The sequence below is a fragment of the Planktothricoides sp. SR001 genome, assembly GCF_001276715.1.
GTDB classification, from domain to species: Bacteria; Cyanobacteriota; Cyanobacteriia; order Cyanobacteriales; family Laspinemataceae; genus Planktothricoides; species Planktothricoides raciborskii.
In genome coordinates this window covers 104,937-130,776 of the sequence record NZ_LIUQ01000006.1, presented here as the reverse complement: position 1 = coordinate 130,776, position 25,840 = coordinate 104,937, and the positions used below count along the sequence as shown (strand labels likewise).

The 25,840-nt window shown below is 44.2% G+C and carries 20 protein-coding genes; 11 read left to right on the top strand and 9 right to left on the bottom strand.

All coding sequences use genetic code 11. The features are described from left to right. Positions 1-182: 182 nt before the first annotated feature. The 4 genes from AM228_RS05820 to AM228_RS05805 all read right to left on the bottom strand — a co-directional run bounded on the left by AM228_RS05820 (position 183) and on the right by AM228_RS05805 (position 6,378). Positions 183-1,730 (bottom strand): hypothetical protein, encoded by a 1,548-nt coding sequence (locus AM228_RS05820; RefSeq protein WP_054465153.1) that lies wholly within the window; start codon positions 1,728-1,730, stop codon positions 183-185. 248 nt (positions 1,731-1,978) lie between these two features. Further along, the gene (locus AM228_RS05815; protein ID WP_054465152.1) at positions 1,979-3,706 is read right to left on the bottom strand and encodes a hypothetical protein; all 1,728 of its coding nucleotides are present in this window, start codon (positions 3,704-3,706) and stop codon (positions 1,979-1,981) included. Between the two features lie 12 nt (positions 3,707-3,718). Next, a complete protein-coding gene (locus AM228_RS05810) occupies positions 3,719-5,287 on the bottom strand; it encodes a hypothetical protein (protein ID WP_156331563.1) in 1,569 nt (522 codons plus the stop codon). 140 nt (positions 5,288-5,427) lie between these two features. After that, complete coding sequence (locus tag AM228_RS05805; protein ID WP_054465150.1) at positions 5,428-6,378, bottom strand: ABC transporter ATP-binding protein; 951 nt, start codon at positions 6,376-6,378, stop codon at positions 5,428-5,430. Between the two features lie 183 nt (positions 6,379-6,561). Here AM228_RS05805 and AM228_RS05800 point away from each other — a divergent pair, with 183 nt between their 5' ends. The 3 genes from AM228_RS05800 (at position 6,562) to glgB (ending at position 10,435) form a co-directional block, all read left to right on the top strand. Continuing rightward, positions 6,562-7,227, top strand: a complete 666-nt coding sequence (locus AM228_RS05800) for a glutathione S-transferase family protein (protein WP_054465149.1) — start codon at positions 6,562-6,564, stop codon at positions 7,225-7,227. An 89-nt stretch (positions 7,228-7,316) separates the two neighbouring features. Then, the gene (locus AM228_RS05795) at positions 7,317-7,673 is read left to right on the top strand and encodes a hypothetical protein (RefSeq protein ID WP_054465148.1); all 357 of its coding nucleotides are present in this window, start codon (positions 7,317-7,319) and stop codon (positions 7,671-7,673) included. Between the two features lie 443 nt (positions 7,674-8,116). After that, the gene (gene glgB, locus AM228_RS05790) at positions 8,117-10,435 is read left to right on the top strand and encodes a 1,4-alpha-glucan branching enzyme (protein ID WP_054465147.1); all 2,319 of its coding nucleotides are present in this window, start codon (positions 8,117-8,119) and stop codon (positions 10,433-10,435) included. Between the two features lie 130 nt (positions 10,436-10,565). Here glgB and psbP read toward each other — a convergent pair whose 3' ends face one another. Next, entirely contained in the window at positions 10,566-11,108 is a 543-nt protein-coding gene (psbP, locus tag AM228_RS05785) for a photosystem II reaction center PsbP (RefSeq protein ID WP_054465146.1), read from the bottom strand. Between the two features lie 320 nt (positions 11,109-11,428). On the opposite strand from psbP, the gene AM228_RS05780 reads away from it, so the two are divergent. From AM228_RS05780 to AM228_RS05770, 3 genes are all read left to right on the top strand, one after another. After that, a complete protein-coding gene (locus AM228_RS05780) occupies positions 11,429-12,313 on the top strand; it encodes an alpha/beta fold hydrolase (RefSeq protein WP_054465145.1) in 885 nt (294 codons plus the stop codon). 1,095 nt (positions 12,314-13,408) lie between these two features. Then, positions 13,409-14,482 (top strand): PstS family phosphate ABC transporter substrate-binding protein, encoded by a 1,074-nt coding sequence (locus tag AM228_RS05775; protein WP_054465144.1) that lies wholly within the window; start codon positions 13,409-13,411, stop codon positions 14,480-14,482. Between the two features lie 152 nt (positions 14,483-14,634). Beyond that, on the top strand, positions 14,635-15,627 hold the full coding sequence (locus AM228_RS05770) for a DALR anticodon-binding domain-containing protein (RefSeq protein ID WP_054465143.1): 993 nt from the start codon (positions 14,635-14,637) through the stop codon (positions 15,625-15,627). Between the two features lie 329 nt (positions 15,628-15,956). On the opposite strand, the gene AM228_RS05765 is transcribed toward AM228_RS05770, so the two are convergent. The 4 genes from AM228_RS05765 to gloA all read right to left on the bottom strand — a co-directional run bounded on the left by AM228_RS05765 (position 15,957) and on the right by gloA (position 19,393). Beyond that, positions 15,957-16,442, bottom strand: coding sequence for a glutathione peroxidase (locus tag AM228_RS05765; protein ID WP_054465142.1), 486 nt, complete (start codon positions 16,440-16,442; stop codon positions 15,957-15,959). 277 nt (positions 16,443-16,719) lie between these two features. Further along, on the bottom strand, positions 16,720-17,418 hold the full coding sequence (locus AM228_RS05755; protein ID WP_156331562.1) for a hypothetical protein: 699 nt from the start codon (positions 17,416-17,418) through the stop codon (positions 16,720-16,722). Positions 17,419-17,757: 339 nt separating this feature from the next. Continuing rightward, complete coding sequence (locus AM228_RS05750) at positions 17,758-18,825, bottom strand: D-alanine--D-alanine ligase family protein (protein ID WP_054465139.1); 1,068 nt, start codon at positions 18,823-18,825, stop codon at positions 17,758-17,760. 142 nt (positions 18,826-18,967) lie between these two features. Then, the gene (gloA, locus tag AM228_RS05745; protein ID WP_054465138.1) at positions 18,968-19,393 is read right to left on the bottom strand and encodes a lactoylglutathione lyase; all 426 of its coding nucleotides are present in this window, start codon (positions 19,391-19,393) and stop codon (positions 18,968-18,970) included. A gap of 373 nt (positions 19,394-19,766) precedes the next feature. Here gloA and eno point away from each other — a divergent pair, with 373 nt between their 5' ends. The 5 genes from eno (at position 19,767) to AM228_RS05725 (ending at position 25,839) form a co-directional block, all read left to right on the top strand. After that, the gene (gene eno, locus AM228_RS05740; RefSeq protein WP_054465137.1) at positions 19,767-21,056 is read left to right on the top strand and encodes a phosphopyruvate hydratase; all 1,290 of its coding nucleotides are present in this window, start codon (positions 19,767-19,769) and stop codon (positions 21,054-21,056) included. An 848-nt stretch (positions 21,057-21,904) separates the two neighbouring features. After that, positions 21,905-23,620 carry a WD40 repeat domain-containing serine/threonine protein kinase gene (locus tag AM228_RS34005; protein WP_072160676.1) on the top strand — a complete coding sequence of 572 codons (1,716 nt, stop codon included), beginning with the start codon at positions 21,905-21,907 and terminating at the stop codon, positions 23,618-23,620. 432 nt (positions 23,621-24,052) lie between these two features. After that, positions 24,053-24,259 (top strand): hypothetical protein, encoded by a 207-nt coding sequence (locus AM228_RS05730; protein ID WP_054465136.1) that lies wholly within the window; start codon positions 24,053-24,055, stop codon positions 24,257-24,259. An 18-nt stretch (positions 24,260-24,277) separates the two neighbouring features. Then, on the top strand, positions 24,278-24,454 hold the full coding sequence (locus AM228_RS31920) for a hypothetical protein (RefSeq protein WP_156331561.1): 177 nt from the start codon (positions 24,278-24,280) through the stop codon (positions 24,452-24,454). 35 nt (positions 24,455-24,489) lie between these two features. Next, entirely contained in the window at positions 24,490-25,839 is a 1,350-nt protein-coding gene (locus AM228_RS05725) for a hypothetical protein (protein WP_054465135.1), read from the top strand. Position 25,840 lies beyond the last annotated feature (1 nt).

Here is a 25,840-nt window from a genome sequence, read left to right as displayed (position 1 = left end):
ACAGTATCCTCACAATTACCGTTTATGGCAATTGTACGAAAATTTCGCTCGCTGTTACAAATACAAGGTTATTTCTGGTTTGTTTGTTGTTTGTTGTTTGTAGGGGTCAATGGCCATTGACCCCTAAATTAACCCCTACATTGACCCTAGAACAGAAAAATTTAATTTGGGTAAGTCATCGATTAATCACCAGCTAAAAGGGCTTTTATTTGTGACTCACCGGCTAGACGAAGTTGTTGTTTCAGTTTACAGGTTAAAGCGGCAATAATACTGCAATGACTGACGACTACTCCGAGAAAACCGTTTAATGAGATATATTCAGTGCCTAAAAATGGGAGTGGGGTAAACAGATACAATTCGGGAACATAGTCTGGATTAACCTGGAATATCCCTAAAAGCAATAAGGGAAATATCATGGCGATGCCGATACTTGAAGTTGCCCAAATTGCCCGTTTATTGTTTTTAATTAACAGGATGAGTTGAGCCAATACCGCATAGATCAACATTAATGTACAAGAAATGAAAATACCCGCGATCACCCATATTTGTTCTTTGCTATCTATGGGATATAACAAAATCCAAGGCAGGAAAATACCGATTGTGATGCCAAGATTAATCGCGATCGCTACTGGGGCAGGACTTTTTTCACCAAATATCCAATCTTGCCAGGAATATTTCAAATTTTGAGTATGGGAATATCGCGCCCAATCTTGCAAAGTTTGGCGATGGGGAGACAGCATAGCAATCAAACCCATAAACCAGCATAAGTTGATTAAAGCAAGGGCAATTATGCTGTTTTCAAAAACATAAGTGCTGGGTGGAAATAGGTTGATTTGGGGTAGAACAAAACCTAGTAAATTAATCTCAAAACAAGCGACTAAGCTGTAACTCTCTTTTTTGCTAAAAATTGTCGCGGTGGTATTTTTAAAGCGGCGGTTTAACCCTCGCCAAATCCAATAAATCCACAGAAGACAATTGAAGATAGCAAATCCTCGGAATGCGAAGATATTATCGGCGATCGCAGTCCAAAACCATTGCAAGTCTTGAAATTCCATGTAGTAATCATATAAAATGCCGAAATCCGTATATAGAGATAACCAAAGGCAAAAAGTAGCTGTGCCTGCGGTGATCGCCCCTTGAGTTCCGCCCAGAAAAACGTAAAGCATTCCCAGGCTGTAGAAGAAACCGCAAATTGCCCCTAAGAGTACATAGAAACTCAGTAGCAAAGGTACAGAAAAATCAGCCGCGATCGCTGACCAAATATGCAAAGGCAAAGCCACCGCAGCCCCTAAGAAAATAATGATGGGAACTCCCACCATTTTGCCCAAGAGAATATTATAGGTTGACTGAGGACTTAGGCGAATAAAATTTAAAGTGCCGCGCCGCTGTTCTTCAGCTAAATTTGAGACTAATAAATAAACTCCACCCACCACCAGAGTCAAAACCAAAATCCAACTAAAACTATGGTGTAAATCTTTCCACCACTCCGGCCAATTAATCGTACAAAAACCCTCTGGTTCCGTACAATAGGGATGATAAAGTTCTATTTTTCTGGAGGGCAGTTGTACCCAGAAGTAAAGTAATAACAAAAGCTGAATCGCCAGAGATGCACCAATACCGAGGAAAACGTTCCGATTGTTCAGCCGTCCTTTGAATTCACGGAATATTTGCGGATTCCATTCGCCGATGGGATCTAATAATGAAATATTCATGGTATTTTTTTGGGTCATAGTTAGTGGTTAGTAGGGTGCGTTAGGCGCTAATTCTATTCATATAAAAACCGTTAATTTTCAAAATAGCGCCGTAACGCACCATCTTTATTTAGCGTAGGTTGGGTTCAGTAACGGGTAGGGTGCGTTAGTCGCTAACTTAACTGATATAAAAACCGTTAACTTTTAAAATAGCGACGTAACGCACCAAATTGACATTAAGCAAAACTACAATTTTCAAGCAGTGATTAACCCACGACATTTACATCTTAAATTGTAGGCAATTTCACTGGTTTCAGCAAGGCTTGAGTGGCTGACTGACCCAAATGATTCACTCGCCGTTTCAACACCAAAGTTAAACCACCTAAAATGGCAAATTGCCCCACAAAAGCTAACAGCACATAATTGAATGAAATATGTTCTGTGGCCGCCCAATAAAAGGCGGAAAATAGCCAGAGAAATGGTTGGTCATCGGGTTCCAGGGAAAACAAGACAAAAACCATTAGAGGCAAAACAGTTAATGTCTCTACAATGCTGGCTGCCCAAATGCCTCGTTTCTGGGTTTTCATTAATAACATTAACTGGGCAATGACTGCGTAAATGGTAATCGAACTAATGAATAATAAGAGATTCCCTAAAGCAGCGGTTTTGATTGTTTCATTAGGCCATAGCAAAATCCAAGGGACTAATAAACCAGCGGCAAAAATAGCATTAAGCGCGATCGCCACAATCGCCGGACTTTTTTCACCCCAAACCAAATCCTGCCACAGGGATTTAAAACTGTTGCTGTGAGAATATCGCGCCCAATCTTGTACCGTTTGCCGGTGAGGAGAAAGCGCCGCGATCAACCCAATAAACAGCAGTAGATTTAAGAGTAATATATAACCCAAATTCTCAGAAAAAGCTCTAATAAATTCGCTATATTCATAAGGTTGTCCTTCTTGCAGAGCAAAACCTAGCATCGCTAATTGAAACAGAGCAACCAGGTTATAACTTTGGCGCTTACTAATTATCGTGGCGGTGGGGTTGGGGAAGCGACGAGAAAGCCCTTGCCAGATAGCATAAGTCCAGAGGCAGTAATTTACCACCATGAGGCAAAAAATAGCGATCGCCGAAGCACCTAACGGCCAATAAAACCATTGCCAAGAAGATAAATTACCGTAGTTAAAATAATGCTCTGCGGGTTGTAAGCTGGCTAGATTCTTAGCAACTAAGTTTGGCAGTAATATGGCGGGATTGAATAAATTTAGCCAATCCATAGGTGCATAAAAGACTGGGGTTGATTCTCGCTCTAGTTCTACAGATGTGAATGCGAGGCAGCCAAAGACTAAACCACTGCCTAACCAGGTTTGAAATCCACCTAAGTAAGCAGTGGTTAGCCCAAATAGCATGGCTAAACTATAGAAGAAGATGCAGCCAGCAATTACAGCGATATCAAAACCGATGATTAATCCCAAGGGAATTTGTGCGGATAATCCAGCCCAAGTATGCAGCGGTATGGCCAATAAAACCCCCAGATAAAGTAATATTGGTACGCCGAATAGTTTACCCAGCAAAATTGTTTGGGTAGACCGAGGACTGACGCGGATAAAATTTAGGGTGCCATTTTTTTCTTCTTTGGCTAGGTCGCTGATTAGCATATATGTCCCCGCCACAAAGAGGGCGAAAACCGCTGCAAAACTGAGCCACAAAAATATGTCTAGCCACCATAAATCCCAGTTAATTAGCACTTGGCCAGAAGTATCTGTTAAACATACATATCCAGAGTTTATTTCGCGGTAAGTTTCTAAGCAGTAGTAATGGGAATAGTATGTATTTAGGCTGTTGGGTAATTGGCTGCCGTAAGTCCCCACTAGAATTATCTGACTTACGAGGGAAATTGCCGCAGCGATCGCCACATTGCGGGTTTTCAGTCGCCCTTTGACTTCTCGAAAGAGTTGGGGATTGATATCACTCAAACTGTCCAGCCATTTTTCAACAAATTTTTTTAGATTCATGGTGATTTGTCTCTATACTGACGTAAGTAATTTTTGAGAGTCAGAGGCACCGAGATGATGCAATTTTTTGGTTAAACCAAAACTCAATCCGGCAATGACTAACCATTGACCTAATATAACAAAACCGATCGCGATCGCGGGGGCTTCTGGCACCGCTGCCCAAGCTATACCAAATACCGAAAACATCCACAACACCGGAGATTTGTTTTCTACCGCTAATAAAATTAGTATCGGTAAAAAGATAGCGCTAGTTAATTCAATTAAGGTTAAACCGGCTCTTTGTTGGCTTTTCATTAATAGCCCTAGCTGAATAATTAGGGCATAAATTAAGATTAAATTAACGCTCATCACCCAAGCGGCGATCGCTTGCATTGAGTTAGAAATACTGCTATTGACTAAGATCCAAAAAGGGATCAAAATTAAGCTGCTAATGCCGATATTAAGAGCGATCGCTGCTGGGGCGGGACTTTTTTCTCCTAAGATTAAATCTGCCCATAAATTCTGTTTTTCCCCAGCGCTTGTTCCTTGCCAGAAATTTTGATTTTGATTTCGATATCGTGACCAATCAATCAGAGTTGGTCTTTGCGGACAAATTATGGCGGCAATAATTAAGAGAAAGCCTAGGTTAATAATGGAAATCGGCAGTAAAGTGAATAATAAGCTTTTATCATCTTTAATTACCGACATGAATGGCCAAAGTAATCCTAGTAGCCATACTTGAAAACTGCCCACGATCCAGTAACTTTGTTTTTTGCTGATTAAGGTGCAATGAGGATGATTAAATCGGCGATTTAAACTTTGCCAAATCCAATACGCAACCGTCCCAACAGTCATCAATGTCCAGAGAGTCATTAACCCTAAATGGTTGCCAATTGGTAAAGCAAACCATTGCCAGCTTTCCCAACCATAATATGTCAGGCTAGACCAGGAAAATCGGGTAAAAATTATGGCTAAATACGATGACCCTAAACAAAAACTCACGATAGCCAAGGCGCTTTCTTGATGTTCGGCGCTACTAAACAAAATAGTCAGCATAGCCAAGGAAAAAAGAAAAATAGCCCCCACCAAAACTATAGCATATAAACTGACCAACCATCCGAGCGGAATTCCCGCAGCGATCGCGGAAATTAAATGTAACGGAACTGCCAGTAAAATTGTCAGATAAACTAATATCGGCACCCCTAATAATTTGCCGATAAAAATTTTATGGCTGGACTGAGGACTTAAGCGAATAAAATTCAGCGTACCCCCACGTTGTTCTTGAGTTAAATCACGCACCAGCAGGTAAACTCCACCGCAGAATAAGATCAAGGAAAGCATCCAATAAAGAAATTGAAATATTAATAACCATTTAATTTCCCAAACATATTCTACACAATAACCGAGGGAGTGATTATTTTCATATTTAATACATTTTGAGTCAGATAATGCGGTAAAGAGTAGAAATTGAAAGCCTAAAGAACCTCCTCCGACCCAGATTAAGTTCCGCAGGGTTAATCTTCCTTTTAGTTCTCGAAATAACTGGGCATTCCAGTCACCGACTATATCGATTATTTTGTCAATCATTGTAATTGTGAACATACTTATTTGTTCCAGATACTTTTTGTCGGTTATTTGTTCTTGGTTGCTGGGTTAGAAACTGGGGCTAACTGTTAATCCGACATTTAATCCGACATTGCCGTTTCCCTACCCCTGCCCCTCTGCCCCTCCGCACTCCTGCCTTAAGAGGCTTGCTTATGTCCTAATTTGAGAAAAATGGTTTCTAGGTCTTCTTGGGTGCAATGAAATTCCGTGAGAGCAATGCCACTTTCTACGAGCGATCGCAGCAATTTAGCGCTATCTTCTGGATTACCGGAAAATTGCACCCGCAGACTGTTGCGATCGGAAAGAATTTCCCAGCCGTCTATTTGGGGATGATTACGCAATTCAGACTCTAATGCTTCTAATTTACCCAAAGTAGAGATAATAATTTGCTGGCCACTTAATCTTTGATAAAGTTCTTTCAGGGGCGCACTTTCCACCAGATAGCCAAGTTCCATAATGCCTACGGAGGTGCAAAGTTCCGCTAAGTCGCTGAGAACGTGAGAAGAAATTAAAATTGTCATCCCCGCTTCTCGGAGAATTTTGATAATTTCCCGAAACTGCATCCGGGCGATCGGATCTAACCCAGAGACAGGTTCATCTAATAGTAAAAGTATTGGTTCATGGATAATGGTTCTGGCTAAACTGAGGCGTTGTTTCATCCCTCGCGATAGGGTAGAAATTAAGCTATTGCGTTTATTGCTGAGTTGCACCAATTCTAGTACATCATAAAGCCGTTGACGGCGCCGGGGTTGTCTTAAGTGATAAAGACGGGCAAAATAGTCGAGATAATCCCAAACAGTGAGGTCATCATAAAGAGGAAAATCATCGGGCAAAAATCCCAGCCGTTGTTTCAGGGTCGGATTAGAATTATCTCTTAATAAACGTTCCCCATTAATATAGATTTCTCCAGTAGTGGGTTCTTCCGCAGTGGCTAACATTCTAATTAGTGTCGTTTTGCCTGCGCCGTTGGGGCCAATGAGTCCATAAACTTCGCCACAAGCTACCTGTAAATCTACATCATTGACGGCAATTTGTCGGTCAAATTGCTTAGTCAGTCCGCGAGTATCGATCGCCAGTTCTTTTGCCATAGCTGCTGTAGGATATGAAGGATTAGGCTGATTAATAGCCTAGCCTTTCTCTACAGGAATCGTCATCCGCTTTTCGCAAATCTGACAAAGATTTAAGATTTGTAAATTTTGGGTTAATTTTTCGCCGTAATATAGCCCTAATATATAGGAGTGAATCCCTCGGCCATCCCCAGGAATCTATCAATGCTGCTATTGCAATTTAGTACCTCTCATTACTGTCGGAAAGCCCGACTCGCACTCGGTTATAAAAAAATATCTTATACCGTTAACAATTTAACCCCAGGATTACACGCCCTCAAGATTAAACCTCTGACAGGGTTAACCACTACCCCGGTACTCTTGCCAGAGGTTGACGGGCAACCCAAAGCCATTGGGGACTCGACCCAAATTTTGAAATTTCTCGAAGCTTATAGTCCCGAACCGCCATTATCTCTAGGCAGCACCCTAGACACCGAAGCCTGGATGTTAGAAGATTGGCTTGATGAAAGTATTGGCACCGCTACCCGGTTTGTTTACTATGATTATCGCGCTGGAGAAGGCAAAGCGATTGACCCTTCCTTTTCCAGCCAACTGGTGATTACCATCGTCCGCCAACAATATGGCATTACTCCCGCAGCGGTCGCCCTTGCCAGAGATCGCCTCACAACCGCCTTCGCGGTATTACAAGAACGCTGGCAAACCCGTCCCTACTTAGTGGGCGATCGCCTCTCCGTAGCCGACATTGCTGCCGCAGCCCTTCTCAGTCCCCTTGCCCTCATTCCTGAATATCGGCAAAAATACCCCTGGCTATTTGAACGCATTGCCCAAATCCATCACAATTGCAATGAACCCCTACCCCCTGGTTTGTAATGAAAATGGTTAATCGTCCCATATTATCTCGTCTCATAGCGCCTAGGACACCGCATTGCCCTGTCCCTAGGGCTCCTGCCCCCCTGCCGATGGCGGGCTCCCCTGCTCGTTGGCGGCTCCCCTGCCCCCCCGCTCGTTGGCGGCTCCCCTGCCCCCCCGCTCCCCTGCTCCTCTGCTTCCTCCTCCCCACCCCCGCGATCGCCTTACCGCCTCCAGAAGACCTGCCGGAAGAAATTTTACGCACAGAGATCATCACCGAAGCGCGATCGCCCATTGATGGTCAACCCATCACCCCTGCGGAATATGCAAAACTCCAGCTACAACAACCAGAACTCTGGACTGACAATCCCAACCTCCCTACTGGAACATCAGCATTCTCGGCCACCAGCCACATTATCAATAAATTTCCCATCCGCTACTTACTGCGGCAGATGTTCCCTCTTTAGTGCTATTTGTTATTTGTTAATTGTTACTTGTTATTTGTTGTTTGTAGTTGAGCAATATATCCCCTGACCGACCCCTAGCCACCGGCTTGTCACCTACTAAAGATCGATTGTAGCCATTTTCCTTTACATTATTTAATATCTCTGGTGTATGAGAATATCGTCTCATCACCCAGCAACGGTTCATGCCGTTTTGCAGGGGTTTTGCCTCTACCCGTATAGGGTTAGGTTTTCTCCTGTCCCTGTCCTCAACCGGAAAACCGATGACCACTGGAGCTTGCCTAGGCTTGTAACAATTTCTCACATAAAACAAATTTATCCCCAAACGTGGGATAAATTAAGTGAGAAATCGCTGAAAACTCATAACAATGAGATGTTTTTATAAACAAGATCAAGAGGCAACTTATCTTTTCTCACATTAGTAAACTTCATAATTAGGTAGGTTCATGTCCATAACCATTACTCCCGATCAAGTTAACAGTATTGTATGGAACCAACATCAAGACCCCTTTCAAATCCTTGGGCCTCATCCGATTGAAGAAAATGGCAAAGTAACAAGCTGGGTGGTGCGAGCTTATCTACCCAACGCCGAAGCAGTCTGGGTCGTACTCCCAGAAGTCAGAAAAGAATATTCCATGCAATCGGTGCATAATGCTCACTTCTTTGAATGCACCATCGAAACAACCGAACTTTCTAACTATCAGCTACGGGTCAAAGAAGGCGATCGCGAACGGGTCATCTACGATCCTTATGCCTTCCGGTCTTCCAAACTCACGGACTTTGACATCCATTTATTTGCCGAAGGCAACCATCACCGCATCTATGAAAAACTAGGCGCCCATCCAATGGTGGTTGAAGGAGTCAAAGGGGTATATTTCGCCGTTTGGGCTCCCAATGCTCGCAACGTATCAATTTTGGGAGATTTTAACTCCTGGGACGGTCGCAAACACCAAATGCGGAAAATCGGCAACGGGATTTGGGAGTTGTTCATTCCTCAAATTGGGGTAGGGGAAGCCTACAAATATGAAATTAAGAATAATGAAGGTCATATTTACGAAAAATCCGATCCCTACGGTTTCCAACAAGAACCCCGCCCCAAAACTGCCTCGATCGTTACGGACTTAGAAACCTACACCTGGACCGATCGCGACTGGATGGAAAAACGGCGTCACACCGATGCCTTAACTCAGCCCGTTGCCGTCTATGAATGCCATTTAGGTTCTTGGCTACACGCAGCTTCAGCGGAACCAGCGGTTAAACCCGACGGCACCGAAGAACCCGTAGTGGTTGTGTCGGAACTGAAAACCACCGCTCGTTTTCTCACCTACCGGGAACTCGCCGATCGCCTCATTCCTTACGTCAAAGAACTCGGCTACACTCATATCGAACTGCTACCCATTGCCGAACACCCCTTTGATGGCTCCTGGGGCTACCAAGTCACCGGCTACTTTGCTCCCACTTCTCGCTACGGCAGTCCCGAAGACTTCATGTACTTCGTGGATCAGTGCCACCAAAACGGCATTGGGGTATTGGTAGACTGGGTGCCCGGTCACTTCCCCAAAGATGGTCACGGTTTAGCCTTCTTTGATGGGACTCACCTCTATGAACACGCCGACCCGCGCAAAGGCGAGCACAAAGAATGGGGCACCTTGGTATTTAACTACAACCGCAACGAAGTGCGGAACTTCCTCTATGCCAATGCCCTATTCTGGTTTGACAAATACCACATTGACGGCATTCGGGTGGATGCAGTGGCGTCTATGCTGTATCTGGACTATGCCCGGAAACCAGGGGAATGGGTTGCCAACCAATATGGCGGACGGGAAAATATTGAAGCGGCTGATTTCCTGCGGCAGGTTAATCACCTGATTTTCAGTTATTTCCCAGGGACACTTTCTGTGGCGGAAGAGTCCACCGCTTGGCCGATGGTTTCCTGGCCGACTTATGTGGGCGGTTTGGGCTTTAACCTCAAGTGGAATATGGGCTGGATGCACGATATGCTGGACTATTTCAGCATGGATCCTTGGTTCCGCCAGTTCCACCAAAATAACGTCACCTTCAGTATGTGGTATAACCACAGCGAGAATTTCATGCTGGCGTTATCTCACGATGAAGTGGTTCACGGTAAGAGCAATATTATTGGCAAGATGCCGGGCGATCGCTGGCAGAAATTCGCTAACCTGCGCTGCTTATTTGCCTATATGTACGCCCACCCAGGGAAGAAAACCATGTTTATGGGCATGGAATTTGGCCAATGGAGTGAGTGGAATGTCTGGGGTGACTTGGAATGGCAACTGTTGCAGTATGAACCCCACCAACAAACTAAGCGCTTCTTTAGTGAATTAAACCGGCTTTATCGCCAACAACCCGCCCTTTATACTTGGGATTTTGCTCAGGAAGGGTTTGAGTGGATTGATTGCAGCGATAACCGTCATAGCGTAGTTTCTTTTATTCGCCGCGCTAAAGACTCCGATGAATTTATTTTGACAGTTTGTAACTTCACCCCTCAACCCCACAGCCATTACCGGGTTGGCGTACCCGAACACGGTTTTTATACCGAAATCTTTAACAGCGATGCTAAAGAATTCGGCGGCAGCAATATGGGCAACCTAGGCGGTAAATGGGCTGATGAATGGTGGATGCACAATCGTCGCTATTCTTTGGATCTTTGCTTGCCTCCTTTGGCGGTGGTGATGTTCAAACTCGATCGCCAAAAAACCGAAGAAGCCCGTAAAGCTTTGTTAGCAGAAAGTCAGAATCAATAAGTTCTCATAAAACCTAGAAACCGGGTTTCTGTCAAAATATCTTCGCCACCTAGAAGATATTTCACAGAAACCCGGTTTCTTTTTCAATGGTGGGCTTTTGCCCACCAGAAATACCACCAAAAAATTGAAATTAATAAACGGAGAAAGAAGCCACCACTTGCTTTAAAGTTTCCGCAGTTTTTTGCCAGCGATTTGCGGTGGTAGACACATTAAAGCTGAATAGTTTACCGCGACTAATCGCCACACTGGCAATATCATGGCGATCTTGGTTGGCCAATTTTACCGCATATTCTAAGATATAATAAGTTTTGTCTTTCTTTTCTATGGCAGTGGCATTGATTAACTCTGCTTGTCTTCCAGAACCTTCAGGGGCGATCGCTTTCTGCAAGATTTTATATCCCACCGTTGAAGGATCGCCAATATCCTGAAGTTTTTCATTTTCTGGAATTTGAGAAATCACCACGCTGACATTTTCGCTCGACTCAATTAAATCTTTGAACACCACATCTGGGCCATTTTTCACCGGCACCTCAACCCATCCATTCGGATACAAAAATTCATAACCTTTATAGCTATTCACATAAGGTTTTAAACCTGTGGTCGGTGAACTCACACAACCTGTTAAGCTAATAGTCAAAACAACGAGAATAATGGCAGCAATTCGTTTAAGCATCTTTCTGATTTCCTTGCAATCTTCCGATCAATGACTCTGACTTGAATATAAGCCTGCCCCCGTGAAGACGAGGGTCAGAGCCATTCACCATAGATTTATTTTCACATCCAATGGCCGCTTTTCTCGATCTTTTGTCGCGTTGTAGAGCATGGTAGAACCAAGGAAAGGTAGCGCGATCGCTGTCCCCTCCCGAACCTCATCCCCTCCCGAACCTCATCTCCTCGAGAACCTCATCCGACGGCAGTCCCCCGACGTAGCAACACATCTGCATCAAAGCTTTATGATAATCAAATATCCTTTACAAAACTTCATAACTGACCGTGATTGCAGAACCACTTACCTCACCCAGTACCTTGGAACCACTCACCTGGGAGTGGCAAAACCATCAAATTAAATACATCGTCAAAGGCACAGGTCTGCCCCTAGTTTTGGTGCATGGGTTCGGTGCCTCCATTGGACATTGGCGTAAGAATATTCCCGCCTTGGCTGAGGGGGGTTATCGGGTTTTTGCTCTGGACTTATTGGGATTTGGCGGTTCCGATAAAGCCCCAGTGGACTATTCCGTGGAACTGTGGCAACAATTGCTCAAAGATTTCTGGCATGAACATATTCAAGAACCCGCTGTATTTATTGGCAACTCTATTGGGGCGCTGCTGAGTTTGGCGATCGCCGCTAATCATCCCGAAATCGTCGCTGGTGGGGTATTGCTAAACTGTGCCGGTGGCTTAAATCACCGTCCTGAAGAACTGCATTTTCCCCTGCGGCAAATTATGACCATCTTTACTAATGTGGTCAGTTCCCCAGGGTTAGGGCCATTTCTCTTTGACCGCATTCGCCAAAAACATCGCATCCGCAACACCTTGCGGCAAGTTTACGGCAACAAATCTGCTATTACCAACGAATTAGTCGAATTACTTTATCAACCCTCTTGCGATCCAGGGGCGCAAAAAGTTTTTGCCTCCATTGTCACCGCCCCTCCTGGCCCACAACCCACGGAATTATTACCCTTGGTCAAATGTCCCCTCTTAGTTTTGTGGGGCGAAGATGACCCCTGGACTCCGGTGAGTGGCGGGCGAATTTTCCAAGAGTTTGCGCGATCTCAACCCATTAAATTTGTTTCCATTCCCAAAACCGGCCACTGTCCCCATGACGAACGGCCAGAAGTGGTCAATCCGTTAATTTTAGATTGGCTCAACAATCTGTAATTGTTCGTCATTAAAGGAAATAGTGTTTCCTTGGTGAAACAGCTTGATGCGGAGCAATTAGGCATCAACATTAAGCATCAAGAGCAACAAAAGGTGGGCAATACCCACCTTTTTATCATTTTTAATTATGTCTAGAATAAAAAATCAGTTTAGGTTAAAATAACCAATATATCGAAACCCTAGATGAATTGTGAGAGAATGGAAGAGATAAGTAGAGACAGCCAGTGGCTTCTATTCTATGCTAGACGACTTAGGATTGCTATATCTAGCAAAAATTAGCATAACTCTGTAGGCGATCGCCCACAAAGAGAAAACCGGGTTTCTTTCCGTAGGGGTTGGCAGCGGATGGGATAGTTGATGGGATAGTTGATGGGATATTCCGTTGGCAGCGGATGGAATAGTTGATGGGATAGTTGATGGGATATTCCGTTGGCAGCGGATGGAATAGTTGATGGGTTGACGGTTTGTAAATAATATCAGGGCTATCTGAAAAGCGATCGCTATCCGATTCAGAAAGTAGTCAACCCAAATAGCCCAGAAACCGGGTTTCGGTTTTGAATATCAGCAGTTATCTGTGGAATGCTTTCAAAGAAACCCGGTTTATTGCTTGGGGTAGAGAAATAAGCTGCCAACCAACCGCTATCCGATTCAGAAAATAGTCAACCTATCCGCTGCCAACCCCTATCCGCTGCCAATCAGGTATATATATGGGTTATATATATGGGCGCATACTATTCCCATTATAAAGTCTTACGATGATTTTATAATAAATTAATTTTGGATAACTTGTCAATAGTTTTTTCGGTAAATTTTTGGTTAAATTTGATTAAAAATCGATAAAATTTTAAATAAACCCAATTTATCAGCTAAAGAAACTATTTTTTGAACCAAAGCAGCGTAATATCCCAGCCAGCTTGCAACTACCAGGAGATCGCATCAAAAAAATCTGAAAATTCAGAACAAGCAAAAAATGCGAATCGCTATTAAGGGAGACAAATCGCTACTATAAACGTATTTACAAATGGGGATAAATCATGGAAAACATCCCCTTTGCTTAATCTGCCAATAGCCTCTAGCGTCAAACAATCATCACTTATGTCTCAAAAAAACGACACCACGATTCTGGTCTTAGCCCTGCTAATTACCGTAGGTTTAGCAGGCGGTGGAGTTTGGTGGTTTACGGGTCTAAAAAACCGCGCCTCCGACCCCAGGGGAACAGATTCTAATTCCCAGACAACCCCTGCTCAAGGCTATAATCAAAATTCCCCTAGCTCAAATTTTAGCCCAGTTAAAACTTTTGCCCAAATACAAAATGTTCCCCAGGCATTAGTCAGCTATGGGGGCAGTACCTCTTGGTCGCCGATCCGCCAAGAAGTCGATGCTTTAATTCAAGTTGTTTGGCCTGACTTTAAGCTGCGTTATACCCAACATCCGACAAAACCTCCGGGGTCTACGACTGGCATTGAGATGCTATTAAACGATCAATTAGCCTTTGTTCAGTCTTCGCGATCAATTAAAGATACAGAATATGAACAAGCTCAACAAAAAGGGTTTACTTTGAAACAAATTCCTGTGGCTATTGATGGCATTGCGATCGCCGTCAACCCAACTCTGAATATTCCCGGCTTAACTGTCACCCAGCTTAAACAAATTTATACCGGCAAAATTACCAATTGGAACGAAGTAGGCGGATCAAACTTAGCCATTGTTGCTTATTCTCGCAGACCGGAAGACAGCGGCAGCGTAGAGTTTTTCATCGATAATATTCTGAATGGAGAAAAGTTTGCTGATAATGTTTCTTTTATCCCCACAACCACTGAAGCTTTGCGCCTAGTGGCGAATAATTTGGGGGCAATTTACTATGGTTCGGCGCCGCAAGTTGTCCCGCAATGTCAGATAAAATCAATCGCGATCACCAATCAAGAGGCAGAATTTATTCCTCCGTATCAAGAGCCTTGGGTGTCCCGGGAAGAATGCCCAACTAAGCGGAATCAATTAAATCAAGCTGCTTTTCAAAGTGGAGCATATCCGATTACCCGCAGATTGTTTATCATCGTCAAACAAAATGGGCAAATCGACCAGCAAGCGGGTGAAGCTTATGCTCAGTTACTTTTAAGTGACCAAGGACAAGATTTAATTGAAAAAGCTGGATTTGTGAGAATTCGTTAATTTTTTCAAAATCAATCCCTAAAGATTGTTGCATCCCCTGAATAGCCGGGGCAATTCATAAATTGCCCCGGCTATTCGAGCGGCAATCGAGCAGCGATCGCCCCCATGTTTAGTCACTAATCATTAGTCACCCACCATTAGTCACCAACAAAATGAATAAATCACAGAATCAAGATAATTTGGCCAGCCATGCCCAAAAGTGGCCAGAGGAATTTTGGGCAGCGATTGATTTATTCTCCCTGAAATCGCGATTTTGCGATCGCTTAATCAATGCCACCTCTGATTATTTGTTAGCAACGCGATCGCCTGCTATTGACAATCAAATGCCAATATTGACGCCCTCAACGATGCCATTAAACCGCACCAAAGACGTAGAAAAAGTCATCTATATTTCCGCGATCGCCTTCAAATTGCAAAAGACCCTGCAAAAAGCCCAGGAAAAAGCCCAGCAAAAAGCCCCGGCAGAAATTGCCGAGGCGATCGGTTCTTTAATCGAGCCTTCCCCCGATTTCACCGTTCATATTCGTGACGGTTGGATTCAATTCCATCTCAGCGAACCAGGGTTAGCCACCTGGTTGCAACGTCTCAGCCAATGGCCCAGCCAAACTCACGGTTCAGAGAACCCACACCAAAGTCAAAACTGGCAAAAAATCTATGCCACATTGGATGCCACAAATAATCTCACAAATAATCTCTTTCTACTGGAATACACCCACGCTCGATGTTGCTCGCTGCTGCGCTTGGGCGATCGGGAGCAACTAATCAGCCTGTCTGAGTCCAGCTTGTCGGAACATAGCACCGATCTGCAAATTATCAACCCCAATCCTATCCCCTGGTTAAGCGATCGAAACCAACTGCGTCCGATCCACCTAACGGAACGCACCCTAATTTCCCAATTAATCACGACCCTAGATACCCTCTCAACTTGCAAAAGTGAGATTGTCACCAAGCTTATGGTGAAATTAGCCACTGATTTAAGTCAAGATTTACTTATATTTTATGCTGCCAATCCCATCTGGAGCAAAATTAAAACCGAAAATTTGGCTTTGGCACAAGCCAGATTAGGCTTAATTTTAACCACGCAAATTGTCTTAAAACTCTTACTAGAAAAAGGTTTAGGGATTTTGCCCCCCCAAGAGATGTAACCACCGAACCATCAGACAAGCAAAAAATTCCTCCCAAGACTCGAAAAAAACTTGATAATTTTTGCCCAAGGGGGTGACAAATCGGGTAACTATTCGCTATACTGCGATTAGTGTGAGGAGCGAACCAGTTAGAGCACCGAGACGAAACACGGCCAGTCGTCGGTGCTCTTTCTGATCTTTAGGTATTTTTTATTAGATATTGGTTGTTAAATATTGGTTGTTAAATATTAGTTGTTAGATATTGGTTATTAGATATTGGTTATTCGAGAGCAACAACCCCTAATAACCAACAGCCCCTAATAACTAATAACTAACAACCAATAACAAAATTACTGGTGCAATTCTCGCTCAATTGCCCCAGTCAACTCCGCTGACTCGGGGGTGACGCTACTACGATAGCGCCCTACCACTTCACCTTTTTTATTAACCAGAAATTTCTCAAAATTCCAAGAAACATCTCCCGGTGGTTTGCCCTGACTGGTTAACATAGTATAAAGGGGATGTTGCTGCGACCCTTTGGCATGAACTTTATCAAAGAGATCAAAAGTAACACCATAATTTTTGGTGCAGAATTGGACAATTTCCTGATTAGTTCCTGGTTCTTGGGCACCATAATCATTGCAAGGAAATCCCAAGACCCGTAAGCCAGAATCTTTATATTTCTGGTGCAGTTTTTCCAGACCAGCATATTGAGGAGTATAGCCGCAGTAAGAAGCTAAGTTAACAATTAGCAATACATTGCCTGCATAGTCTTTGAGGGATTTATCTTCCCCGGCGATGGTCTTAACGGTAAGGTCGTGAATTGTTTCGCTCATTTGGGTTATGATTTTTTTGTAGGTAAACTCTATTATATGACAATTATGACAATTGGGAACAATTGCTGTTATTTTTATTTAATAGTTTCAATTATTTTTGATTATTTAAAAGGCTGGCTGGCGGGCTTTTGTTGGCCAATGAAACTGCTGAAATTGACAATTCAATGGTTATATTCATTGGTTAAAATATCAACTTAATCAACTTAATCAAGTTAAAAGGAAATCACCCCTAGTAAATATAGAGGTGATGCGGATGGTGTTTGCTGGTGGGGATTGATTAATCCGCTTTGAAGCATTGAGAAATTAGCCAAGTCACGCCAGCACCACCGAGAGCGATCGCACTATATGATAACCAAGAGTTTTCTGCTGGCTGACTTTGAATTTGACTAGCCGGTGACTCATAAGAAGCGGAATAAGTCGTGGCATATTCAGGGTTGATTAACACCTTACCGGCTAACCCACCGCTAATGATTAAAATCATCCAAGTTGCGCCACAAACAGCCCAGCCATAGCGGGTCATTAGGTTTAAAAATACCCTTAACCTGGGGTAGGATCTGGCGACTCTTCGGGCCGGACGACGAACTCGGATTTTGCGGGGTCTTTCGATGACCTGCGGTGAGGCACTGAGCGATCGCCTCACAGAAACCTCAGTGGTAGGAGGCAGCGGGTTCAATTGACGAGAAGCACGAGCCGCTCGCCAATGCTGAAAAGTAGGAATGGACTGGTTTTCTTCGATCTGGTTTACCGTTAAACGGCGCAACCGCTGTAGCTGATATTCTTGGTTTGGCGTCAGGTGGCCTAACTGCAAAGGGGGCGGTGACACTGGAGGCACTAAAGCTTGCAAGCGTTTTAGCTGCCGCTGCTGGTAAGAGTCGCGATCGTACCAGTCTAGATCGCTCCAACTTGATATGGAATTCAAGGGTTCAATGGTGGGCGATCGGGAGAAGAATGATTGCGAGTTTGGGTAATTCATCATTAGTCTGGAGTCTGGCAATTAAGTCTGGCAATTAATTCTGGCAGTAGTATGGCAATTAATTTCTGGCAATGATCTGGCAATGATCTGGCAATGATCTGGCAATGAATTGAAATAAATGAATTGAAATAACCGATTAACCTTTAAGCCGTTAAACTAAGCGGTTAAAGATCAAATATCCATGCTCAAGCATCAATTATCAACGATCCCAGAGCAGATTCCCGAACAAATTTCACCCTGAACTATTAATCAGGTTAACAATTCCGGGGGGAATTCCCTTGACTCCCCTCGGAAACAATAGGGGGAAAAATTCCGGGAAAAATTCCGGGAAAAATTAACTGGTTAACTCGCGGGATGTCGTTCTAAAGCCAGTTGAATCAGGCGATTGACTAATTCTGGAAACGGAATGCCCGTGGCCGCCCAAAGCTGGGGATACATACTCAAAGAAGTAAAACCGGGCAGGGTGTTCACTTCATTAATCAAGATTTCGCCAGTTGCTTCTACATAAAAGAAGTCCATTCTCGCCAAACCCGCACAATCAATGGCTAAAAAGGCTTTGACCGCCATTTCTTGAATTTGCGTGGTCACGTCCGGGCTTAATGCTGCCGGAATATGCAGTTGCGCTTTACCGTCGGTATATTTGGTTTCGTAGTCGTAAAAATCACTTTGATAAGTAATTTCTCCCACCACAGAGGCTTTTGGCTGGTCATTTCCTAATACCGCACATTCTACCTCTCTGGCGACAACTCCGGCTTCCACAATCAAACGGCGGTCAAAGGTGGCGGCTTTGTCTAAAGCGGCTTCCAGTTCAGAGCGCGATCGCACCTTGGAAATGCCCACGGAAGAACCCAAGTTGGCCGGTTTCACGAAACAAGGATAGCCCAAAGTTTCCTCGATTTTGTCGCAAAGTTTGGGAAAGACACAAGGATTTGACCAAACCTCTGAGCGACTAACACTCATATATTTAACTTGGGACAAACCAGCCTGAGCAAAGGCATCTTTCATGGCTAATTTATCCATACCCACCGCCGAACCCGTGACCCCACTACCCACAAATGGCGCTTGCATTAAGGTCAATAATCCTTGAATGGTGCCATCTTCGCCGTTTGGCCCGTGGATGATGGGAAACCAAACATCCACTTCTGCGGCAGCAGGGGGAAATTGCCATAACTGCGATCGCCGCTCGATAATTTCTGAACAGGCGATCGCCTCTCCGGTTTCTAGCACCTGTTGCGCCACCGCTGGGCCTTGCCACAAGCCATTTTTCTGCACATAAAACGGCAGCATTTCATATTTATCACCATTGCCGCCCTCTCTCAGTCCACGAGCGATCGCCCGCGCTGAGATAATCGAGACTTCATGCTCCCCGGAACGACCGCCAAACAACAGACCCACCCGCAATTTTGTCATACTTTCCTTTTCCTCTCTTTGACTGAAGTCCGTACACCCCCAACCACACATTATCCGAGATAGCCTAGCATAACAGGCGATCGGCGAGGGTATAACATAATTGATAATTATCAATTATCAATTACCTAAGATCCAGCCCGGACTAAACCGTAGCCACCGCTGATTTAGTCGTAGCAGTTCCTTGAGTGCCGAGTTGAATCAACTCAATCTTGTAACCATCGGGATCTTCCACAAAAGCAATCACCGTGGATCCGTGCTTCATCGGCCCAGGTTCGCGAGTCACTTTTCCTCCTTGGGCTTTAATCTGCTCGCAGGTATCATAAATATCATCAACGCCTAAAGCAATATGACCATAAGCATTTCCCAGGTCGTACTTCTCAACCCCCCAGTTATAAGTCAACTCAATCACCGTATGGTCTGACTCATCCCCATAGCCCACAAACGCCAGGGTAAACTCGCCCCCCGGATAGTCTTTTTGGCGTAAAAGCTTCATCCCCAGCACATTGCAGTAAAAGTCCAGAGATTTTTCCAAGTTGCCGACTCGCAACATCGTGTGTAGCATTCGCATATCTGAATTATCCCAATTTCTTGACTTTATTTCTTGACTTTGATTTATTTTACGAGTCTATTCACAAATAGGGAATGTTGGCGGTTGACAGTCCGCAAGTCATAAGGGAACCAATGACCAAGGACTTCCTGGCAAACAACTTTCCAACTTTCCAACTTTCCAACAAATAATAAATAACAAATAGCAAATAACAAATAACAAATAACATTTTTTCGGGATCGATAGATATTCTTAAATATCGTCAGTTTTGAGAAAGTTGGCTGTATCTTGAATGTTGATGGCCAGTGGCGACAAACATCTCACTCCAATGCTTAAGCCAAGACTCAAGGCCATCGGCAACCATCCACAACAGATACAAAAGATACAGACAACTATGCTAGATACAGCAATTGAAACGATTAAAGCCCGTGAAATTCTCGACTCTCGCGGACGCCCGACCGTAGAAGCAGAAGTTTATCTGGCTAACGGTGCATCAGGTCTAGCCCAAGTGCCTAGTGGCGCGTCCACAGGGACTTTTGAAGCCCATGAACTCCGTGATGATGAACCAGGACGCTACGGTGGCAAAGGTGTTCTCAAAGCCGTGCGAAATGTGATCGGCAAAATTGAGCCAGAATTAAACGGGGTAGATGCCCTCGACCAAGCTACCGTCGATCGGATGATGATCGATCTGGATGGATCGGGCAACAAATCACAATTAGGGGCAAATGCAATTTTAGCCGTGTCTTTGGCAACAGCAAAAGCCGGGGCAGATGCGTTACAAATTCCCCTTTATCGTTATCTTGGCGGCCCATTATCTAATGTGTTGCCGGTGCCATTGATGAACGTGATTAATGGTGGGGCTCACGCCGCAAATAACGTCGATTTTCAAGAATTTATGATTGTGCCTCATGGTGCTGCTTCTTTTCAAGAAGCCTTACGCTGGGGGGCTGAAGTATTTGCTTGCCTGAGCAAAGTATTGGCGGAAAAAGGTTTGCTAACTGGGGTCGGTGATGAGGGCGGTTTTGCCCCTAATTTGGGTTCTAACCAAGAAGCGTTAGATATTCTCATGTTAGCCATTCAAAAAGCCGGTTATAAACCCGGAGAACAAGTGGCTTTAGCAATGGATGTGGCTGCCAGTGAATTTTACAAAGATGGCAAGTATGTCTATGAAGGCAGCGCCCACGAACCAGGGGAATTAATTGATTATTTGGCCAAGTTGGTAGACCAATATCCGATTGTTTCCATTGAAGATGGATTGCATGAAGATGATTGGGCAAATTGGCAAATTTTAACTCAAAAATTGGGTAAGAAAGTGCAGTTAGTAGGTGATGATTTGTTTGTGACAAATCCCACCCGCTTGCAAAAGGGCATTGAACAAGGTGCGGCGAATGCAATTCTGATTAAGCTGAATCAAATTGGTTCTTTAACGGAAACTTTAGAAACCATCGATCTGGCAACTCGTAATGGTTATCGTTCGATGATTAGTCACCGTTCTGGAGAAACCGAAGATACCACGATCGCCGATTTGGCGGTGGCCACTCGTGCTGGTCAAATTAAGACAGGTTCTCTGTGCCGCAGTGAACGAGTTGCTAAATATAATCGCTTACTTCGGATTGAAGATGAATTGGGCGATCGGGCTGTTTATGCAGGTAAAGTTGGCTTAGGTCCTAGCGGTTCTAAGTAATAGTCAAAAACTCCGGTTTTTTTCGGTAAAAACCGGGGTAATTCTACTGCTAAAATATCAGCTTAAATTTTGCCCGCTGATTCAGTATTTGAATCAGCGGGTTGATTATTCAGATTTTATAGGTTAAAATAATTAATTGATAATAATCATACCATTTTTGGTTACTAATTCCTGTAGGGGCAAACCATGACCGCAGATATAGCAATTGTCATAGTTATGAAGTACAAAAAAAAACTGTCATTCCCGCGCGGGAATCCAGAAAAACTCTGTACTTCATTCGGACAATAACCGCTTTATTTGTCGGTTAAAAAATTAATTTTAATCCGGTCATGCTTTGCCCTGATATGCGGTGTGTGTTCAAATCCAGAATTAACTGCCGGTCAGGGCGGCGTTGCATTCGGGTAAAGAATTAACTGTTCAAATCCAGAATTAACTGCCAGAATGCTTCGCCCCTACAACCCCCCTACAACTGTAGGGGCAAAGCATGACCGCAGATATTTCTTGGTTAACCGATTAATTTTAATACGGTCATGCTTTGCCCTTACCAGCCGTGTGAGTTCCAACCCAGAATTAACGGTCAGGGCGAAGGATTCGGGTAAAGAATTAACTGTTCAAATCGAGAATTAACTGCTGGTAAGGGCGGCGTTGCATTCGGGTAAAGAATTAACTTTTCAAATCCAGAATTAACTGCTGGTAAGGGCGGCGTTGCATTCGGGTAAAGAATTAACTGTTCAAATCCAGAATTAACTGCCCGAATGCTTCGCCCCTACAGAAACCATCACCATCGTCAACCCGTGGCACAATAAATAAAAGAACCTGACCCAGCAGCGAACCCAGAGGCAAATATCGTGTATTGGCAACCCGGACATAAACTCAAAACCCGCCCCTATCAAATTGAGGCGATGATCGGGCAAGGCGGTTTCGGTGTCACCTACAAAGCGCAGCATCTTGAACTCAAGCATCAAGTAGTGCTGAAAACCCCCAACGCCATGCTCCGCAAGGACCCCGCCTATCCCAGATATGAGCAGCGTTTTCGCAAAGAAGGGCAAATGCTCGCCCAACTGAGCCAACAAGCTCATCCTTCCATTGTGCGGGTCAGCGACTTATTTACCGAAGATAGTATCCCCTGTTTGGTGATGGATTTGGTGCCGGGGGGTAGTTTATTCGACCTGGTACAAGAACGCGGCCCCCTCCCGGAAACCCAGGCGGTGGAGTGTATTCGCCAAATTGCCGAGGCGTTGGTTGTGTCCCATGAAATCGGCATTGTGCATCGGGACGCCCACGCCCTCAATATTATGGTGGCGAATCAAAACCGGGCAGTATTGATTGATTTTGGCATTGCGGGGGATATTGCCCCGATGGTGAGCAATACCCGTGACGCATATAATCGCGCATTTGCCCCTTATGAGCAAATTGTTAGGGGCAGTGGTTTACCCACGGTGGATGTTTACACTCTCGGTGCCTCCTTATATTATGCGGTGACAGGAGAGCTACCCACTCCTGCTTTAGAACGGAAAGATAACCAGGCTTTGATACCGCCAAAACAGCATAATCCCCAGATTAGCGATAAGTTGCAGGCAGCGATTATTCAAGCAATGGCCTTGGAAGCGGCAGACCGACCCCAAACCATGCGGGATTTTCTGGCTTTGCTGCAAACAGGGGCAACATCGGCAAAATTAGCATTAGATTTACGCGGCTATTTTATGCTGCCAGAAATGAAAGCCCAAGGCATGGTGGCCCGACTGGGACGGGGAAAAGTCAGAGAAGTGGTTGCCCTGAACCAGGAATTAACCATAGTCATTGCTGGTCGCGGTGCAGCCCTATTTAACCTGCGGACGGGGGAAGCCCTCTGGGAAATTGACTGTCCGGCTTCGGGTGGGGCGGTGACTGCTGACGGGCGGCTGTTGGCTTTAAATACATACGAACATATTTATCTGTGGGATTTAGCTACTGGAAAGTTCCTCCGTCAACTCACCGGACATACAGACGACGTGAAAAGCGTAGCCTTCAGCCCCAATGGCAAAATCCTGGCTTCTGGGAGTGGGGATAAAACCGTGCGGTTGTGGGATGTGGCGACGGGACGGCAACTGCGCCAACTCACTGGACATACAGAGAGTGTGTGGAGCGTAGTCTTCAGTCTAGATGGTCAAACCCTGGCTTCTGGGAGTCATGATACAACAGTGCGACTGTGGGATGTGGCTACGGGACAGGAACTGCGCGTACTCCAGGGACATACAGACGATGTGAATAGCATAGCCTTCAGTCCTGATGGTAAAACCCTGGCTTCTGGGAGTGATGATAAAACAGTGCGACTGTGGGATGTGGCTACGGGACGGCAACTGCGCCGACTCCAGGGACATACAAAGAGTGTGTATAGCGTCAGCTTCAGTCCTGATGGCCAAACCCTGGCTTCTGGGAGTGATGATAAAACAGTGCGACTGTGGGATGTGGCTACGGGACGGCAACTGCGCCTACTCCAGGGAAATATCGTCAGCTTCAGTCCTGATGGTAAAATTCTGGCTTCTGGGGGTGAGGATGGTGTGGTGCGGTTGTGGCGGTTGTAGGGGTTCGGTGGGGTTGGGGTGTGGTTCTGTAGGGGCGAAGCATTCCGGCGAATGATTTTTGGCTGAAACGGAGGATATATTACCGGAATGCTTCGCCCTCTACGGGGTTGAACAATTCCAGGGCGAAGCATCCCGGGAATAGGTTGCTGGTTTTTACCGATAACATATCTGCCGGGATGCTTCGCCCCTACGGGGTTCATGCCATTATGTAGGGGCGAAGCATAAGGGCGTAAGGGCGAAGCATTCGGGTAATTATCTTGATTGTAACAAGAGAGAATTAACTGCCCGGTAAGCGAAGCCATGCCCGAAGGGCTTTATGCTTCGCCCCTACAGGCAAAAACCAAGCATTTATTACCCTCACGCTTCGCCCTCATAGAAAGATTGCCCTGAGAAGGTTTCTGGGCTGGAAATGATTCGGAGCAGGAAATAGATATGCTAAATACAGATAAAAAAATTACAGAGATTTACCAGAATATCGTGGGGACGCTATCAGTGAGCGATCGCCTGCGTTTGGCCGCCATGATTTTAAACGATATCAGTCAGCAAAACATTGCAGGAGTTGATAAAAGTAATACTTGGACTGAACAAGATCAGCTTGATATCACCTCTTTTTCCTTACAATATGCCGCCTTAGATTAAAAATCGACAATTAAAACAATGCCTTGTCCTAAATATGAAAAGGTAGGGGCGATCGCATATTTTTATCGAGGATTAAGCGGTGCGTTACGACCCGATTCAAGGTTAAATTTATTTAGCATAAATAGTCGCGGGTCTAACGCACCCTACCAAATTATAAAATTAAATGGTTGGCGGCGATCGCCCTTAACCTGGTAAGATGGAAGTTATTCCGCTAAATCATCATTGGGCTGATGAAAAATTTACTTTTACTGGGAACCTTAAGTTTTACTATTGCTTTTAGCTGCGGCTTAGTTGTCGAGAAAAATGTGACTAAAAGTGCGGCGATCGGTGCGATCGCCACCATTAGCACCCTGAGTAGTGGGTTAGTTTTAAGCAAAATCTCAGAAAAAGAACGTCAAAAGCTTCAGGGACAGACCGAAAAAGTAAAAAGCCTGGAAAGTCAAATATCAAGCCTGACAGAGAAAAAGACCAACCTGGTCAAAGTCATTAATAATAAAACTCGTTCTAAAACAAAAGTTGAACAAGAAGTCAACGCAAAACTAAAAGAGATCGACCGGCTAAAAGAAGAGATTAATTCTCTAAAACTCCAGCGAGACACTCTGCAAGATGTAATCTTCAATCTGGAAACTAAAGAGAAAAAAATCCCGGCTAAACGTTGGGTTAAACCTAAAGATAAACCCATTAAGAGTACCGGATTATACAATTACATTTTAGAGGGATTAGAGAAATCGCTAGTTTTTTATGACCCCCAAAAACACAAAACATTTGAAAATTATTTAGAATCACTCCAACCAGCGGCAGAAGAATTGTGGTCTGCTTATAGATTCAATCAGGTTCAAGTCAATTATGGGGATCCGTCAATTCAAGCCGCTTATTTAATCCGTTATTATCCCCACTATGCTTACATGAATTACCAAATATTAGAAATGATTCATCGTCAAAATCTATTTAAATGCTTCACAGATGAAACCCTAGAAGTATGCTTGTTTGGCGCTGGTCCTTGTCCAGAAATAGTTGGGTTAAGTAAACTATTGTCAGAAAATTATCAATTTATCAAAAAATTAGTGGTAAATGTATATGATCTTGCTGGCGCTCAGTGGTCTTTAAGCAGAGAGATTACTGAGAAATTTATTGTCCCCGAATACTGGTATGGAGATTTAACAGTAAATAGTAATTACCTGGATTTATGTGAATTTAATTCGCTTCAGTCAGTTAAGCAGAGCATTAAAAGAAGCCGGTTATTTGTTTTTCAAAATTGCCTAAATGAGATTTATAATGTATACACAGTTCAATTTAATTTGAATTTTTTGTTAGATGAAATTCCTGTGGGAGGGGCGATGGTGATTATAGACTTATGCAATTACAGTCAAAATGTCACCATCGTTGATGAATTGGAAAAAAAAGTAAAAAATAGAGGTGACTTTGAAATATATTGCCCACCAATTGATAACCTTAACATTAAAGCTTGCCCAAATCTGCCACAAATTATTAAAAAACATCTTTTGACCAGTAAAGGTAGGTTAGTCCCTCGGAGTAAAGATATCCAGTGTCTTTTTATCAGTTTACACAAAATTATTTGAG